Source organism: Eubacterium sp. AF36-5BH (assembly GCF_003460505.1).
Taxonomy (GTDB): domain Bacteria; phylum Bacillota; class Clostridia; order Lachnospirales; family Lachnospiraceae; genus Eubacterium_G.
On the sequence record NZ_QTVG01000006.1, the window covers coordinates 234,527 to 252,211 of the forward strand.

Consider the following 17,685-nt stretch of genomic DNA (forward strand, 5'->3'; position numbering starts at 1 on the left):
AAAGGAGGATACATAAATGGCAGGTTTTCAGGGGAACAGAATTAATCCAACACGTTTTTCACGTGGTCAGATTAAGTTTCATATAATTGCATTACCATTATCAATATTTATGATCCTTCCGGTAATATTTATGATAAATAATGCATTTAAACCTTTGGGAGAATTGTTTAAATTCCCACCAACATTATTTGTACAAAATCCAACATTGGATAACTTTAAGAATTTATTGAACTTATCAGGATCAACAGGAATTCCAATGTCCAGATATTTCTTAAATTCATTAATCGTAGCAGTATTAACAGTAGTGCTTGGAATTCTCATTACGATTATGGCAGCCTATGTACTTTCAAAGAAGAAGTTCAAAATCAAAGGTGCTTTATGGGAAGTAAACCAGATGGCTCTTATGTTCGTAGCAACAGCCGTAGCTATTCCAAGATACTTAATTATCGTAAACTTAGGCGTGTACAATACATGGTTTGCACATATCTTACCATTGATTGCGATGCCTGTAAGTTTATTCTTAGTAAAACAGTTCGTTGATGGTATTCCAGATGCGTTAATTGAAGCAGCGGTAGTAGACGGCGCAGGAGATGTTACTATATTAAGAAAGGTAATTATTCCTTTAACAAAACCGGCTCTTGCAACATCTGTGGTTCTTACATTCCAGCAGGTATGGAACAACGTGGAAACATCAAACAACTATATTACAAACGAAGCATTAAGAACATTAACATACTATTGTAACTCCATTGGTGTAAACAATGCTGTAGCGGCAGCCGGTATGGTAGCTGCATCAAGTTTGATTTTATTCTTGCCAAACTTGATTATATTCATTTGTATGCAGTCTAAGGTTATGAACACAATGGCAAGTTCAGGTATCAAGTAAGGAGGCAGAAATGAAAAAAATTATGAAAAAAAGTTTAGTTCTGTTTCTAGCCTTGGTATTTGTGGTAATGTCAGTGTTACCAGTGGCAGCATCACAGGCAACCAGTTACTCATATACAGAAGATGATCAGGGAGAATTGGTTAGAACACAGGATGCATATTTGCCTGACAGAACTATAACAAACTTAGAATTATCAGATCCTGAAGATATGGTAATTGATGATAACAACATTGCTTACATAGCAGATACAGGAAATCAGAGAATTGTTATTTACGATTTAAACACTGAGAAAATCGTAAGAATCCTAAATGGTAAAACAGTTAACGATAAAAGATTCCCTGGATTCAAAAGTCCTAAGGGTGTATTTAGAACAAATGCCGGTGAATTATATGTTGCTGACGTAGGACAGAAAGCGGTATTCAAATTCACAAAGGATTTTAAATTCGTAAGAAGTTATTTAAAACCAACAGCAGCTATTTTTGCTGATACAAACTACGAACCAAGTAAGGTTGCAGTAGATAGCGGTAACAACATCTACATCGTTTCAGAAGGTGTTTACGCAGGTGTAATTCAGTTGGCAAACACAGGTAAGTTCTTAGGATACTTCACATCAAATAAGTCAAAATTAACACCACAGCAGATGTTCTTAAAATTAATTTATACAAAAGAACAGGAGAAAAAATCAGAGCTATTAAATACTCTTCCATCTACATTCTCTAATGTTTTTGTAGATACAAATGGTGCAGCATATTCAACATGTATGGGTATAGGAAATGACTTACTTAAGAAGCATAGTACAAATGGTACTAACATGCTTGGGAATGTTAAGACTTCTTCAGCATTAACAGATGTTACTGCAAACAAAGACGGTATTATTTACGCAAGTGATTCACATGGTATGATTTGGGTATATACAAGTCAGGGTGAAGTAATCTTCCAGTTAGGTGCAGAAGCAGCAGACAAAGATATTTCAGGTTTATTTACATCACTTACAACAATTGCTGTAGATAACAGTGGAAACATCTGGACAGCTGATGGTGAAAAAGGATACTTACAGTCATTTACACCAACAGAATATGCAACGACTATTTTCAAGGCTTTAAAAGAATATGAAAATGGTGATTATAAAGAAGCCCTTACAGATTGGAATTATGTATTAAGACTTAACCAGATGTCAGTTCTTGCTCATAACGGTGTAGCAAAAGCTTACTACAATGATGAAGTTTATGACAAAGCAATGGAACATTTTGAAATTGCCGGAAACAGAGACGGTTATTCAAACGCATTCTGGGAAGTAAGAAATAAATCAATCCAGAAGTGGTTAGGAACAGTTTTAATTGTTTTAGTTATTCTTATTGCAATTAAGATTGCTATCGGATTCATTGATAAGAATCATGTACTTAAGAAAAAGAAAAGAGCTCTTGGACAAAAACTTAAGAATACACCTGTTATTGGTGAATTAGGTTATGCGTTCAAGATAACAAAACATCCAATTGACAGATACTATGATATTAGAGTAAACAAGAACGGTTCAGTGATAGCTGCAACGATCTTATACATTGTTTTCTTCGGAGTATACATGTTATACCAGACAGGTAAAGGATTTATTTACCAGTATTCAAAAGTAGAAGACATGGATATGGGAGCGGTTATCGTAGGTTTCTTTGCAATATTAATTTTATTTATTATTTGTAACTATCTTGTAACATCAATTACAGATGGTGATGGTACATTTAGACAGGTTTACTTAATACCTGCATACGGATTAATACCTGCAATGATATCAATGGTAGCAACAGTTATTATGTCATACGTATTAACATACAACGAATCATTTATCTTAACAGTTATTATGATAATTGGTGTATGTTGGAGTATTGCTCTTATATTTGAAGGTCTTTCAACAGTTCATGATTATGACTTTAAACATACAGTAGTAAGTTTGATAATCACAGTAGTATTCATGCTTATTGCAGCAATCGTTGTTTTAGTAGTTATTATCATGTGGGAACAGTTAAAAGATTTCTTAGTAACAGTAGGAAAGGAGATTATAAGAAATGTTACAGGCAGCTAAACATAAAAAGATTAAAATTACAGCACTTGTGGTATGTCTCTTATGCGTCCTTTCACTTAGCGCTGCAGTAGCAGCTGCGTTCTTGAATACAAATAGAGATACAAGACCTGCACCTGACAAGGTAACATCTAATATGAAAGTAACAAACGCATATCAGTTACTTTGTAAGAAAGGTAATTATGAATATTATTTCAGAGATGACCGCGATATTATCTTAGTTAGAAACACAAAGACAAAATATGTTTGGAAAACAGGTGTAGATGTTGCACTTCCTAAAGAAATTGAAGAAGCTTTAGATGTTGTAACAAGTGCAAAAGAAGATAAAGATCCTTCAGAAATCAAAGATTACGCTGAGGAAAAGGGAATGACAGTTGCGCAGGTTAAAGAACTTGCCAACACACCAAAGGATTCATCATTTACTAATGACCAGTATGCAGCATTTGCAAACTCAATTGTTACAGTTGAGTATTATACAGGTTCAGGTAAGAGTATGAAGATTACAAGAGTTTCATCAGCAGCAGCTAGTGAGAATGATGGAAAATCAGGACTTAGCAAAGTTGATAAAGAAAAGGGAGAATACAAATTAGAATGTGTATTCAAACTTGGTGATGATGATTTAGGCATGAATGTATATATTACATTCGGTGATGATGGAAATATCAAATACGATATACCATATAAAGAACTTACAGGTTCAGGCATCAAGAAAATCGCTAACGTAATCATTACACCGTTCTTAGGAACAAGTGGTGGTGCTACATTAGCATATGATGAAGAAGAAGCTGACTGGGTTAAGTTACAGGGAAAAGAATTAACACCTGGTTATGCATTAATACCTGACGGAAGTGGAGCTTTAGTAAGATTCGCAACAAACAATACAAAGTTCAGTGAATATCAGGGTAAGGTTTATGGAACAGATCCATCAACAAACTTAACATATTATGCAACAAGCGATGACGTTGTTCCTGTACAGGAACCAACAATGCCGGTATTCGGTATTTCACATGGTGATGGAACACAGGCAGCATTTGTTGCTTACGCTGATAAGGGTGATGAATACATGAGCATAAATGCAGTCCCTTCAACAACAGCAGAAGGTGAAGTAAGATATACATACGCTTACCCAACATTTAAGTTCAATTCAGAATATTATCAGGTAACAAACCAGAAGGGTGATTCTTACAGAAAGACACAGGATACACCAAACAAGGTTGATATTTCAATGACATATCAGTTCTTAAGTGGCGATGGAAGTGATGGAACACCATCAGCAGATTACGCAGGTATGGCTCAGGCATACAGACAGCATTTAATTGATAATGGAACATTGAAAGAAAGAACAACAGAAGGTTCAAACATTCCAATTAGAGTTGACTTCTTAATGTCAGATTCAAAGAAAGGTGTATTCTCAACACAGCAGGTAACAGTAACAACTGCTGATGATGTAAGAAACATCTTAAGCAAGTTAACAAAAGATGGAGTTGAAAATATTAATACAGGTTTAATCGGATGGCAAAGCGGTGGAGAAACATTATCAAAGCCAAACAGCACAAGTTTTTCAAGTGCCGTAGGAAGTGAAAGTAAGTTTACTTCATTAATATCTGATTTTGCTAAGAAGAATGTTGATATTTCATTCTCAAGAGAGTTTACAACAATTAATGAAGATATGGTAAGTTACTACAGCAACGCTGCTAAGCACTTAAATACAAAATACCTTCAGGTTGATAAAACAGATATTTTACCAAAGAATGCTCCAGTAACAGAATTTGGTTATGCACTTCCTAAGAAGACAGCACAGTGGATGGATGACTTATATGAAGACTTAGGAGAAGACAGCAAGTCATTTACAATTGACGGAGCATCAAATGTATTAGTTAGTACATACAGTAGTGATGGTGTAGAAACAACAGTAAGCGATGCAATTAAGTTATATCAGAATTCATTACAGAAAATGAAGAAGAATGGTACAACACTTAACTTAGTAGCACCAAACAAATACTTATGGAAATACACAGACAGATACTTACAGTCACCTGTAGGAACATCACAGTATGTATACGAAACAGATACAGTTCCATTTTTACAGATGGTACTTAACGGTACAATGGAAGTATATGCACCATATGCAAACTTTTCATTCTACTCAACAACAGACCAGTTAAGAATGATTGACTACAATATTTGTCCTTCATTTGTATTAACACAGGAACCATCATATCTTTTAGCATCAACAACTTCATCAGACTACTATTCAACAGAGTTTGAACAGTATGAGCAACTTGTAAAAGATATTTACAACAAAGTCAACACACCATTATCTAAGGTTGTTGGATATAAGTGGTCAGGCCGTAAGGTAGTAAGTGACGGTGTTATCGTTAATACATACAAGAAAGACGGAGATACAAAGAGTATAGTAATTAACTATACAAAGGATAAAGTTACTGTAGGAAATACAGAAGTAGCTGCACAGAGTGCAGAAGTAATTGAAGGAGGTGTTAAATAATGGCTGAAGAAAAGAAGACAACAGAAGTAAAGACAACTCCTAAAAAAGACAAGCCAAAAAAGGCTAAGAAAATGCGTACATACCAGCAGAGACAGGACAGAACAGGTTATATGTTCATGGCTCCTTGGATTGTAGGTTTTGCATTATTTACATTGTTCCCATTTGTATTTACTATTTATTTAAGTTTTACAAATGTAAAGAGAACAATCAGAGGATATGAAATTGAATGGACAGGCGTAGGAAACTACGTTAAGGCGTTCATTGGAAATAGTGAATTTACACCTGCGTTAATTAAGTATTTACAGATGATTATACCTTACACATTTATTGTAGTAGTATTATCATTTATTATCGCTTACCTTTTAAATAAGATTAAAGTAGGTAAGGGTGTTTTGAGAACAATTTATTTCTTACCTGTTATTATCATGTCTGGTCCGGTTATGACACAGATTATGGAAGTGCAGGGGGCCGCAGGACAGGCCGCAGCTCAGGCTGCTACATCAGCCGCGGCGCCAGAAACAACCAATGCATATTTAAATATATTTATTATGCAGATTATAGACAGTTATTCACCGGCACTTGGAAATGCCCTAGCAGGTGTATTTGATCAGTTATCAATTATACTTTGGTTTACAGGTATTCCAATTGTATTATTTATCAATGGTTTACAGAAAATCAACCCAAGTGTTTACGAAGCAGCAAAGATTGACTCAGCCAATGCTTGGCAGATTATGTGGAAGATAACAATTCCAATGTTAAAACAGATTGGACTTATTATTACAGTCTTCACAGTAATACAGCTTGGTATGTTCAGCTCAATTAACCCATTATATGAGTTAATTCAGGAAAAGACAGGTGAAACAGGTTCAGGTCTTGGATATGCCGCAACTTACGCATGGATATACGCGTTAGTGGTACTCTTACTTGTTGGATTTGTGTTCTTACTATTTAGAGATAAGAAACCAAAAGATATCAAGGCAAGACAGAAGCAGGAAAAGAAATTAAAGAAGCTGGAAAAACAGCAGAAGAGAAGATTAAATTCTCAGAAGAGACATCAGGCAAAGGAGGCAAAGTTATATGGCAAATAAAAATAACAGTGCAAAGAAGATTGATTTGTCATCAGTTAAGAAAATCAACTTTGCCAAATTAAAGAGATTAAAAGCTGTAAACATTATTTCAAAATTTGCAATTTACTTTGTATTAATTTGTATTGGATTCATTTTCTTAGAGCCAATCTTTGAAATGATTTCCAAATCAATTATGACAACAAAGGACTTAATTGATCCATCAATTACATGGATTGCAAAACATGCAACATTAGATAACTTTAAAAATGCTATTGGAACACTTGATATTCCAACATCAATTTTAAACTCAATTTGGTACTCAGCATTACTTGCTATTGCTCAGACATTTGTATCAGCAACAACAGGTTTTGCATTATCAAGATACACATTTAGAGGAAGAAACTTCTGGTTTGTAATGTTAATTATGGCATTCATTCTTCCGGTACCACTTTTAACAGTACCAAGAATTATGATGTTCAGTACAGTTGAAAGCATTTTAGGATTTAAATTAATTAACACAGTTGTTCCACAGTTCTTATTAGCATTATTAGGACAGGGAACATACTCAACAATGTTGGTATTGATATTCTACAATTTCTTTAACATGATACCAAAGTCACTTGATGAAGCAGCAATGATCGATGGTGCCGGTTCATTAAAAGTTTTCTATCATGTAGCAATTAGATTATCAATTTCAACAATCTTAGTTGTATTCTTATTCTCATTCGTATTTAACTGGAATGAAACATATACAACTAACATACTGACAGGTGATGCTTTAGAGTTATTACCGGGAAGATTATCATTATTTGATAACGGTTCAACTTCAAATGCCGTAAGTGAGTTAAACGAAGCCATCAAGATGGCAGCTACACTTATAGCAATTGCACCATTGTTAGTATTGTACGCATGCGTACAGAGACAGTTCATCGAAGGTATCGAAAATACAGGTATCACAGGTGAATAAAACATTTTAGAACAGGTGCGTAAAGCATCTGTTCTAACAGATGAAAGTAGAGGGCAAAATATGAATAAGATGTTAAAGAAAATCACATCTGTTGCATTAGCAATCGCTATGGTTGTTACTACAGTTTATGTAGGAAATCCAACAACAGCACAGGCAAAAGTAACAATCAAGTCTAAGAAGACAGTTACTTTAATCGCAGGAAACAGCAGCAAAATTAAAGTTAAACAAAAAGGTGCTAAGTTTACATCAAGCAATAAGAAAATTGCTACAGTTTCAAAAAAAGGAAAAATCAAGGCTAAAAAGCCTGGTACTTGCAAAATTACAGTAAAAGTAAAGAAGAGCAAGAAGAAAGTAACTGTTAAGGTTACACCTGGCGCAACATCAATTGATTACGCAAAGAACACAGCAACTAATGGTATTTCATTAGAGTGGACTGGTGTAAGCGGTGCAACAGGCTACCAGATTTACTATTCAACAAACTCAAAGAGTGGATTTAAAGTAACAACAGTTGGAAAAGTTACAAGAACAACAGTTAATGGTTTAACAGCAGGTTCAACTTATTACTTCAAGATTAAACCTATTGCAAAAGTAAGAGGTAAGACTTATGTATGTTCAAAGTTCTCAAACGTAGTATCAGACAAAGTTCGTAAGATGGTTTGGAATGATGAATTTAGTGGAACAACAATTGATTCAACAAAATGGACTACAGAAGGCGCAACTGGTAACGGTGGTCCGGAAAATCCTGGCTTTGGAAACAAAGAAAGACAGAATTATCAGCCGGAATATTCAGAAGTTAAAGATGGAAATCTTATTATTAAGCCACAGTTCGAATGGAATCCTAGAACAAAAACAGTTGTAAATAATTCAATTTATTCAACAAAACTTTGGACAAGAGGATTATATACATTAACATATGGTAAGGTTGAATTTAGAGCTAAGTTACCGAAAGGACAGGGAACATGGGCTGCATGTTGGATGTTAGGTAATGATAGTAATTATGGTACATGGCCAAAATGTGGTGAAATTGATGTTTTAGAAACAATGAGTGAAGCATCAAAGACAGTTATTCCACAGTCAATTCATAATACAAAATTCAATGGTATGCCAACAAGTTCAGGTAACAAATACAAGCATACTACAGTAGCTACAGCAACAAGCGAATATCATACATATGGTATTATTTGGAATGCCAAGGAAGTTACATTTACAATTGATGGTAAGGTAACATGGTCATATAACCCATCAAGATATATGGCTACAGGAAATGCTTGGGCTAACAGCAGTATTTGGCCATTTAACAAGCCATTCTACTTAATTATTAACTGTGCTATTGGTGGAACACTTGGTGGAAATATCGGAACAAACTACTGGACAAAAGTAGGCACAAAGACTTACCCGGACGGCGGAGTTAATGATGTATATCAGGATAAGATGTACGTTGATTATGTAAGAGTATATCAGTAAAAATAAAGTAACAAGGAGGCTTTAAGCCTCCCTTGTTGCGAAACTTTCCAAGTAGATTAGGAGGATTATTGTATGGTTACAATAAAAGACGTTGCCAGAGAAGCGGGAGTGGCAATATCAACAGTTTCAAATGTGTTTAATAACGCAGATATCGTTAGTGAAGAGACAAAACAAAAAGTATTAAATGCAGTAGAAAAACTTCATTACATACCAAATATGAATGCAAAGTTATTAAAGTCTAATAGAAAAAATACAATAGGCCTCTTTTTAACAAGTTTACAAGGTGATTTCTATAAGGTATTAACACAGGCAATTCATTTACAGTGTAAATTAAATAATTACATGTTAAATATTTATATAAGTAATGACAACTCACCGGATGAAATATACAGAATGATTATTGCATCAGGTGTTGCAGGCGCAATTATTTACCATGAAGACTTAACAGGTGATTATGTAAAAAGAATTGCAACAGTAAATATCCCTATGGTATTTATTGACAGAGATAGCAAAGGTAAGAACATTTCAGGCGTTTTAGTTGATGACAAATTGGGCGCATCAATGGCAATTGATTACTTATTAAAATTAGGACATAAGAGAGTCGGTTACATGCACGGAAATGATACGGGAGATGACAAACATCGTTATCAGGGATATGTTGAAATGATGCAGAAGCATAATCTCCCAATTGATGAAGACATTGTTTTAAGAGGTTACTACGAAGAGAGCCTGGCATACAGCGAGATGCGCTCTATGCTATCAAGTGGAATAAAGATTCCTGATGCAATGTTTTGTGCCAATGACGAAATGGCTTGGGGTTGCATAAAAGCGCTACAGGATGTGGGAATTAAGGTTCCTGAACAGGTAAGCGTAATAGGATACGATGACAGCACAATTAGTGGCTATTATGGCGTTCCACTTACAACAGTACACAGCCCAATTACAGAAATGGGTAGTGCAAGCGCAAATGAATTATTCAGATTATTAAACGATGATGGTGACAGGAGCGGTACAGTTACAAAACTTTCACCAAAGATGGTTTACAGAAGTTCATGCGGAAAACGCAAATAAAAAGGAGATTATTATGGAGAATTATAGACTTGAAGGTAAGACATTTGTTATAGATGATTATGACAGATTGCCAGCTTTTTCAAGCTTTTTACCTGGTCTTGCAGGTGTAAAGGGTATTCCAATGTGGACGTTCTACACAAACAGAGGACAGGGAATGAACAGTTTTGGTATTGATAACAAGGGCAATGCCATTATGGAATTTAATTCAGCTAATACAGCTTTTGAAAACACAACAGTAAAGGGTTTTAGAACATTCTTAAAAATTGACGGCGAATATTATGAACCATTTTTCAAATATGAAAAAGAAGCAAAACGTCAGATTAGAATGAATAAAAATAGTTTCAAGATTATTGAAACAAATGAAAAATACGGTATTGAAGTAACGGTTAATTACTTCATTCTTCCAAACGAAAGTATTGGAGCATTAGTTAGACAGGTTTCAGTGAAGAACATTTCTGATTCTGCAAAAGATATTGAAGTTATTGACGGACTTCCAAAGATTATTACATACGGAATCTCAAATGGTGAATTCAAGGAAATGTCAAACTTATTTAAGAGTTGGGCATACATTAAGAACATTGATAACAAGGTTCCATACTACACACTTAGAGCATCAACAAAGGATTCAGCAGAAGTTTCAGATGTTGAAGGTGGTTACTACTATCTTACAATTAAAGGTGGAGAATTACAGGATGTAATCTACGATGTGGATACAGTATTCGGATATGATCTTTCATTAATGACACCTGTAAGATTTATCGAAGGTGGAATTGATAACGTAAAAGCAAAAGAACAGTGTTTCGCAAACAAAGTTCCTTGCGGATTTACAGCATTACATGAAACAGTAGCTGCAAACGAAGCAATCACATTTGATACAATGATGGGATTTGCAGGTTCAGAAGAACAGATTAATTCAAAGGTTTCTACATTTACAAAGCCTGGCTATATTGCAGACAAGTTTGTAGAAGCAGAAGAATTAGCAGATAGCTTCACATCTGACATTAAGACACATACATCTGCCGGAAAATTTGACCAGTACATTGAACAGTGTTACTTAGATAACTTCTTAAGAGGTGGTTATCCATATGTTCTTAACAAAGATGGTAATAAGTCTATAATTCATTTATTTAGTAGAAAACATGGAGATCCGGAAAGAGATTACAACTTCTTCTCTATTGCTGCTGAATATTATTCACAGGGCAACGGAAACTTCAGAGATGTTTCTCAGAATAGAAGAAATGATGTATTCTTCAATAAAGATGTTGGAGAATTCAACGTTAAAACTTTCTTCAGTTTAGTACAGGCTGATGGTTACAACCCATTAGAAGTACGTCCAAGTTTATTTAACGTAATTGAAGGAAAAGAAGACGAAGTTAATGCTTATGTAAAAGGAAACATTGACGGAGATGCAACAGCCATTGAAAAAATTGTTGCAGGTAAGTTTACACCTGGTCAGATTTCAAACACAATTGCAAAACTTGGTTTAAAAGTAAAAATTGATGATGGTGATTTCATTGCAGAAATCTTAAATGATTGTGACCAGAACATTGAAGCCGGATTTGGTGAAGGTTACTGGAGCGATCACTGGGATTACAACATGGATTTAGTAGATAACTACTTAAGTGTATTCCCTGATAAGATTAACGAATTATTATTCGAAGACAAAACATACAAGTTCTATGACAGCGTTGCATACGTTGTACCAAGAGATGAAAAGTATGTTATTAATAAAAAAGGTGACGTACGTCAGTACGGCATGGAAGTTGAAGATGAAGAAAAACTTGCACGTCCGGGATTTAACAAGTGGGCAACTAACTGGTTAAAGACAAAAGACGAAAAGATTTATGAAACATCTTTAGCTGTTAAGATGGTTATTTTAGCACTTAGCAAATTTGCTCAGCTTGACGTTGACGGAATCGGTGTTGAAATGGAAGGTGGAAAGCCGGGCTGGAATGATGCCATGAACGGTCTTCCTGGATTATTCGGTTCAGGTACACCTGAAACATTTGAATTAAAGAGATTAGTAAACTTCATCATTAACAACTTTGATGGAGAAGGTGAAGTTACAATGCCTGCTGAAATTGCAAAATACTTAGATGATGTTAAGGCAGCACTTGACGAATACAACAATGGAACAATTAATGACTTCCAGTATTGGGATAAGGTTGCAACAATCAGAGAAGCTTACAGAGAAACAATTAAACTTTACTTAAGCGGTGAAGAAACAGTTGTATCAAAAGCTCACATTGTAGAAGTATTCAAGGCATTCGAAGCTAAGATTGAAAAAGGTATTGCAAAGGCTGTTGAAATGGGTAACGGACTTGTGCCAACATACATTACACATGAAGCAGTTGATTTTGAACCAGTTGTAGATGAAAATGGAGAACCTGTAATTAGTCATTACGGACTTCAGAAGGCAAAGGTTAAGGAATTTAAAGCAGTTGCTTTACCATACTTCCTTGAAGGACCAGCCCGTATGATGGGTTACGAAGATGTAGATACAGCAAGAGACATGTACAACAAAGTTAAGAACACAGGTCTTTATGATGAGAAACTTGCTATGTACAAGACTTCAGCATCAATTGAAGAATGTTCAATGGAAAATGGACGTTGTCGTGCGTTTACTCCAGGATGGCAGGAAAGAGAAAATGTATTCTTACATATGGAGTACAAATATCTCTTAGCTATGATTAAAGCAGGTTTATATGATGAATATTATGAAACAATTAAGGGGGCACTTATTCCATTCTTAGATCCAAATATGTATGGTAGAAGTACACTTGAAAATTCATCATTTATTGCATCAAGCGTAAATCCAAATGAAGATGTTCATGGTAGAGGATTTGTTGCAAGACTTTCAGGTTCAACAACAGAAATGATTTCTATGTGGATTCAGATGATGATGGGTGGCAAAGTATTTACTTATGAAGACGGTAAGCTTGCACTTAACTTTGATCCAAAGCTTGCAAACTGGTTATTTGATGAAGGAAAAGTTACATTCAGACTTCTTTCAACATGTGACGTAACATACATTAATAATACAGGAAAGAACACTTATGGCGTTGATGCTGCTAAGGTTTCAAAGGTTGAAATCAACGGTGAAACAGTAGCAACAGAAGGTAAGATTGTTGGCGAAATGGCAGAAGCTGTTCGTGATGGCAAGATTAATGCTATAAATGTTTACTTTGAATAAATCATTTTAAATGCTATAAATTTTTATAGAGCAAATGGTGGGGATGAGAATCTTTAGGGTTCTCATCCAACACACATTTGAAAAAGATATAAACTCTATAAGGTTCACAGCATTTTTTCTTTATAAAAGCTTGAAACGTTTTAATTTTTGGAAAGATTATAAAAGAAAGTAAATAAAAGAATTGAAATTATATCTTTTAGATTACCTAATACAAGTTCCTGCTAATTATATTTAAGAGCAAATAAAGGTATATAAAATAAATATGTAACAATTATAGTTTTTCCAAAAACTAAAAATATAATGTAAAATATAAAAAGAAAATTTTCTAAAAATAATAAGCAAAAAAGACAATCTGCAAAGATGCAGACTAAAACAACTATCTGCAAAATACAGAGTAAAGACAACAACCTGCAAAAATGCAGTTTCAAACAACCATTTGAAAACTATTGAACAAAATCAATTTAAAATAAAAAGGAGAAAGGATTAGATTTTATGAGCGATTTAAAGTATTTGGACAAAAAAGGAACATTTACATTAGATGATCCTGATTTAACAAGTTACATGTACTTCCCACTTGCTAACGAAGCAGGTATGATGAGTGCAATCACACCGGATTTAGGAGGCGACATTAAGCTTGACCAAAACACATTTTTACTTGAACCGGTAAGTAGCGAAAACTTACACAACAACAAGTCTTCAAGAAACTTCTGGGTTTATGTTGAAGGAAAGGGAGCTTGGTCTGTAACAGGCCGTTCAAGCAAACAGCAGGCAAAACTTTTTGAGGATGACAAGGAAGACGTAAAACTTACAGCAGGTATTATGTGGCATCAGGTAGAAAGACAGTCACAGGAAATGGGCTTAAAAGCTGTAATGACAAGTTTTGTACCTGAAACAGAAGAAAAAGTAGAACTTACAAAGTTTGAAATTACAAACACATCTGATAAGGCACAGACAATTACATCAACAGTTGCAATCCCAATGTATGCACGTTCGGCGTCAAACATCAGAGATCACAGACACGTAACATCATTGCTTCATAGAACTTTTACAGTAAAAAACGGAATAATGATTTATCCAACTCTTACATTTGATGAAAGAGGACACAACAAAAACAAGATTTTCTATGGCGCATTAGCAAAAGAAGAAGTTAACGGAGAAATGGTTTCACCTGTAAGTTTTTGCCCTGTAACAGAAGAGTTTATCGGGCGTGGAGGAAACTTCGAAAATCCATATTACGTTGTAAAAAATCAGCCATTACCATATAAGGCAGGCGAAGAAGTAGATGGATACGAAACAGTGGCTGCAATAAGATTTGCTGACTGTACATTAGAGCCGGGCGAAACAAGAACTTATATTGTAGCTTTAGGCTATGGTGAATCAGAAGCAGAAATCACAGAATTAAGCAAGAAATATTTAATAAAGAAGCATTTTGACAAATATTTAGAAGAAACAAAAGAATTTTGGCAGGAAAAAATCAACGTAAGTTACAATTCTGCTGATTCAGATTTCGATAACTGGATGCACTGGGTTAATTTCCAGCCAATGCTTAGAAGAATTTACGGTTGCTCATTTTTACCGCACCATGATTACGGAAAAGGTGGTAGAGGCTGGAGAGATTTATGGCAGGATTGCCTTGCACTTCTTATTATGGAACCTGAAAAAGTTAGAGAAATGTTAATAGACAACTTTGGCGGTGTAAGATTTGACGGTACAAATGCAACTATCATTGGTTCAAAACAGGGTGAGTTCATAGCAGACAGAAACAACATTGTAAGAGTTTGGATGGACCATGGTGCCTGGCCATATCTTACAACAAGATTATATATGCAGCAGACAGGAGATATTGAATTCCTTACAGAAGCCAATACATATTTCAAAGACGCACAGATTTGTCGTGGTGAAAAACGTGATGACCGTTGGAATGACACAATAGGAAATAAGCAGATGACAGAAGACGCACTTCCATACGAAGGAACTGTTTTAGAACATTTACTTATTCAGCATTTAACATCATTCTACGATGTTGGCGAGCATAATCATATAAGACTTCGCGGAGCAGACTGGAACGACGGTCTTGACATGGCAGAAGAGCGTGGAGAAAGCGTTGCTTTTACAGCTCTTTACGGCGGTAACTTGAAGAATCTTGCGCAGGATATTAAGGATTACAGTGACAAAACAGGAAAAGATACAGTAAGCATAGCAAAAGAAATTTTGGTGCTCTTAGAAGCAGATAGCAGCATTTATGACAGCATTGGCGAAAAGAATGCTTTACTTGAAAAATACTGTGATGAAGTTGGTCACATTATTTCAGGAGAAAAAACAGAAGTTAAGTGCGACTGGTTAGCCGATAAATTAACAGAAATGTCAAACTGGATTACAGACCACATTAGAAACACAGAATGGACTTCTGACAAGGAAGGAAATTCATGGTTTAACGGTTACTATGACAACAGCGGAAAAGCTGTAGAAGGTGACTTTGAAAGTGGAGTAAGAATGATGCTTACAGGTCAGGTATTTACAGTAATGTCAGGTGTTGCCACAGACGAACAGGTAGCAGAAATCGCAAAAGCTGCTGACAAATATCTTTACGATGAAGCAATTGGCGGTTACAGACTTAACACTGATTTCAAGGAAGTAAAAACAGATATGGGTAGATTATTTGGATTTGCTTTTGGTCACAAAGAAAACGGTGCAGTATTCTCACACATGGCTGTTATGTATGCAAATGCATTATATAGCAGAGGTTTTGCAAAAGAAGGTTACAAAGTAATCAACACATTGTACAAGCATTGCGCAGATTACCACAAGAGTAACATTTATCCTGGTGTGCCTGAATATGTAAATCAGAGAGGACAGGGAATGTACCATTACTTAACAGGTGCAGCAAGCTGGTTACTTCTTACAGTATTAAATGAAATGTACGGAATTAAAGGTGAACTTGGTGCCTTGAAACTTGCTCCAAAGCTTTTAGCTGAACAGTTCTCAAACGGAATGGCAAGTGCCACATGTATGTTCAGAGGTGCAAACATTACAGTAACATACCAGAATCCATTTGGTTTAGAAGCAGGAGAATACACAGTAAAAGAAATCTACATTGACGGTGATTTATACGGAAACACAGACACAATTGCAAAAGAAGATGTAGACAAACTTGGTGACAAGAGCCAAATTACAGCAATTTTAGGTTAGATGTTGAATATATTCCAACGATGGAAAAATATTATCGAAAGCACGCTCCCGCTGCGTTTCGCTCGTAGCGGTTCTACAAAGCCGACTTCGCTGCCTTTGTGAACCAACGGCTTCACAACACTTTCTTATAATATTTTTTCCACGTTGGAATTATAAAATACCAGATAAAATAGTTGTAGTACGGATAAATAATAGTATAAAAGGAGAAAATAAATGTTTGATTGGGGTAGAGCAATATGTTATTCAGGATATAGAGAAGGTCAAAGTCCAAAAGACTGCACCTATCCAACATATGATCAAATAGTAGAGGACCTAAAAATTTTAGATGAAATGGGATTTAAATACATTAGAATGTATGATCCAATTAGTTATGCTGAAATGACATGTCAGGTAATTCGAGATTTAGGACTTGATATGAAGGTAATGTTAGGACCGGATTTAATTTCAGAAGTAAATAATCCGGGATGTCCATGGTTAAAAGAAACTTACACAGATGCGGAACTTGTTAATAGAGCAAAAAGAAATGATAATAACATTGAAAAATTAATTGAAATTGCTAATAACTACTCTGATGTTATTAACGCTGTTTCAGTTGGAAACGAAAATACACCAAAATGGGGTGCTAACAATGTGCCTGTAGAACGTTTAATTAAGTTTGCAGACAGATTAAGAGAAGGAACAGGTAAACCGGTTACTTTTAATGAAGGCGCTTTTGAGTGGGTTGAATTAGAAGAACTTGCAAAGCATCTTGATATTATCAGTGTTCATTCTTATCCATTATGGTATGGAAATACAGTTGAAGAAGCTTTGGAAGTAAATAAAACATGGTACAAAAAAATTAAGGAAATGTACCCGGACAAATTTGTGCTGTTCTCAGAAGTAGGCTGGGCAACAGACTGCGCTGACTTTAAACAAATGAAAGAAGGTCAGGCAAACGAAGAAAACCAGAAAAGGTATTATGACGAGTTTTGGGATTGGACAGACAAAGAACAAATAATTGCTTACATGTTTGAAGCTTTTGATGAACCATGGAAGGGCGGAAGCAGACCAAACGAAGCAGAAAAAAACTGGGGGATTTATAGAGTGGATAGAACTCCTAAGCTAATGGTAAGATAATAATATGTTTTTTGATATAAATTTTAAGGATTAAAAATTGAATAAAAGTATTTTTATTGTGTAAAATTACTAAAAAAGAAGTGGTGGTTGCGTTGACTACGACTTCTTTTTAGTTTATATTAACAAAATATTGCTTTGTATAAGTTGCATAAAAA

The 17,685-nt window shown here is 35.0% G+C and carries 10 protein-coding genes; all 10 read left to right on the forward strand.

Translation table 11 applies throughout. The features are described from left to right. The first annotated feature begins 16 nt into the window (after nucleotides 1-16). The 10 genes from DW006_RS08110 to DW006_RS08155 all read left to right on the forward strand — a co-directional run bounded on the left by DW006_RS08110 (nucleotide 17) and on the right by DW006_RS08155 (nucleotide 17,530). A complete protein-coding gene (locus tag DW006_RS08110; RefSeq protein ID WP_117999814.1) occupies nucleotides 17-886 on the forward strand; it encodes a carbohydrate ABC transporter permease in 870 nt (289 codons plus the stop codon). A gap of 10 nt (nucleotides 887-896) precedes the next feature. Next, nucleotides 897-2,960 (forward strand): L-dopachrome tautomerase-related protein, encoded by a 2,064-nt coding sequence (locus DW006_RS08115; RefSeq protein ID WP_117999815.1) that lies wholly within the window; start codon nucleotides 897-899, stop codon nucleotides 2,958-2,960. Beyond that, nucleotides 2,944-5,463, forward strand: coding sequence for a DUF5696 domain-containing protein (locus tag DW006_RS08120; RefSeq protein ID WP_117999816.1), 2,520 nt, complete (start codon nucleotides 2,944-2,946; stop codon nucleotides 5,461-5,463). Before DW006_RS08115 ends, DW006_RS08120 begins: the two co-directional genes overlap by 17 nt. Beyond that, nucleotides 5,463-6,551 (forward strand): sugar ABC transporter permease, encoded by a 1,089-nt coding sequence (locus DW006_RS08125; RefSeq protein ID WP_117999817.1) that lies wholly within the window; start codon nucleotides 5,463-5,465, stop codon nucleotides 6,549-6,551. Before DW006_RS08120 ends, DW006_RS08125 begins: the two co-directional genes overlap by 1 nt. After that, nucleotides 6,541-7,497, forward strand: coding sequence for a carbohydrate ABC transporter permease (locus DW006_RS08130; protein WP_117999818.1), 957 nt, complete (start codon nucleotides 6,541-6,543; stop codon nucleotides 7,495-7,497). The genes DW006_RS08125 and DW006_RS08130 overlap by 11 nt, the downstream gene beginning before the upstream one ends. A gap of 60 nt (nucleotides 7,498-7,557) precedes the next feature. Continuing rightward, nucleotides 7,558-8,961, forward strand: coding sequence for a family 16 glycosylhydrolase (locus DW006_RS08135; RefSeq protein ID WP_117999819.1), 1,404 nt, complete (start codon nucleotides 7,558-7,560; stop codon nucleotides 8,959-8,961). Between the two features lie 72 nt (nucleotides 8,962-9,033). Beyond that, nucleotides 9,034-10,032, forward strand: a complete 999-nt coding sequence (locus tag DW006_RS08140; RefSeq protein ID WP_117999820.1) for a LacI family DNA-binding transcriptional regulator — start codon at nucleotides 9,034-9,036, stop codon at nucleotides 10,030-10,032. 13 nt (nucleotides 10,033-10,045) lie between these two features. Then, nucleotides 10,046-13,225, forward strand: a complete 3,180-nt coding sequence (locus tag DW006_RS08145; RefSeq protein WP_117999821.1) for a cellobiose phosphorylase — start codon at nucleotides 10,046-10,048, stop codon at nucleotides 13,223-13,225. A gap of 492 nt (nucleotides 13,226-13,717) precedes the next feature. Then, nucleotides 13,718-16,414, forward strand: coding sequence for a cellobiose phosphorylase (locus DW006_RS08150; RefSeq protein WP_117999822.1), 2,697 nt, complete (start codon nucleotides 13,718-13,720; stop codon nucleotides 16,412-16,414). Between the two features lie 213 nt (nucleotides 16,415-16,627). Continuing rightward, nucleotides 16,628-17,530, forward strand: coding sequence for a glycosyl hydrolase (locus DW006_RS08155; protein ID WP_117999823.1), 903 nt, complete (start codon nucleotides 16,628-16,630; stop codon nucleotides 17,528-17,530). Nucleotides 17,531-17,685: the final 155 nt, after the last annotated feature.

Coding starts and splice junctions, on each gene's coding strand:
- DW006_RS08110 (WP_117999814.1), top strand. CDS start 17: ATGGCAGGTTTTCAGGGGAACAGAATTAATCCAACACGTTTTTCACGT.
- DW006_RS08145 (WP_117999821.1), top strand. CDS start 10,046: ATGGAGAATTATAGACTTGAAGGTAAGACATTTGTTATAGATGATTAT.
- DW006_RS08140 (WP_117999820.1), top strand. CDS start 9,034: ATGGTTACAATAAAAGACGTTGCCAGAGAAGCGGGAGTGGCAATATCA.
- DW006_RS08135 (WP_117999819.1), top strand. CDS start 7,558: ATGAATAAGATGTTAAAGAAAATCACATCTGTTGCATTAGCAATCGCT.
- DW006_RS08150 (WP_117999822.1), top strand. CDS start 13,718: ATGAGCGATTTAAAGTATTTGGACAAAAAAGGAACATTTACATTAGAT.
- DW006_RS08125 (WP_117999817.1), top strand. CDS start 5,463: ATGGCTGAAGAAAAGAAGACAACAGAAGTAAAGACAACTCCTAAAAAA.
- DW006_RS08120 (WP_117999816.1), top strand. CDS start 2,944: ATGTTACAGGCAGCTAAACATAAAAAGATTAAAATTACAGCACTTGTG.
- DW006_RS08155 (WP_117999823.1), top strand. CDS start 16,628: ATGTTTGATTGGGGTAGAGCAATATGTTATTCAGGATATAGAGAAGGT.
- DW006_RS08115 (WP_117999815.1), top strand. CDS start 897: ATGAAAAAAATTATGAAAAAAAGTTTAGTTCTGTTTCTAGCCTTGGTA.
- DW006_RS08130 (WP_117999818.1), top strand. CDS start 6,541: ATGGCAAATAAAAATAACAGTGCAAAGAAGATTGATTTGTCATCAGTT.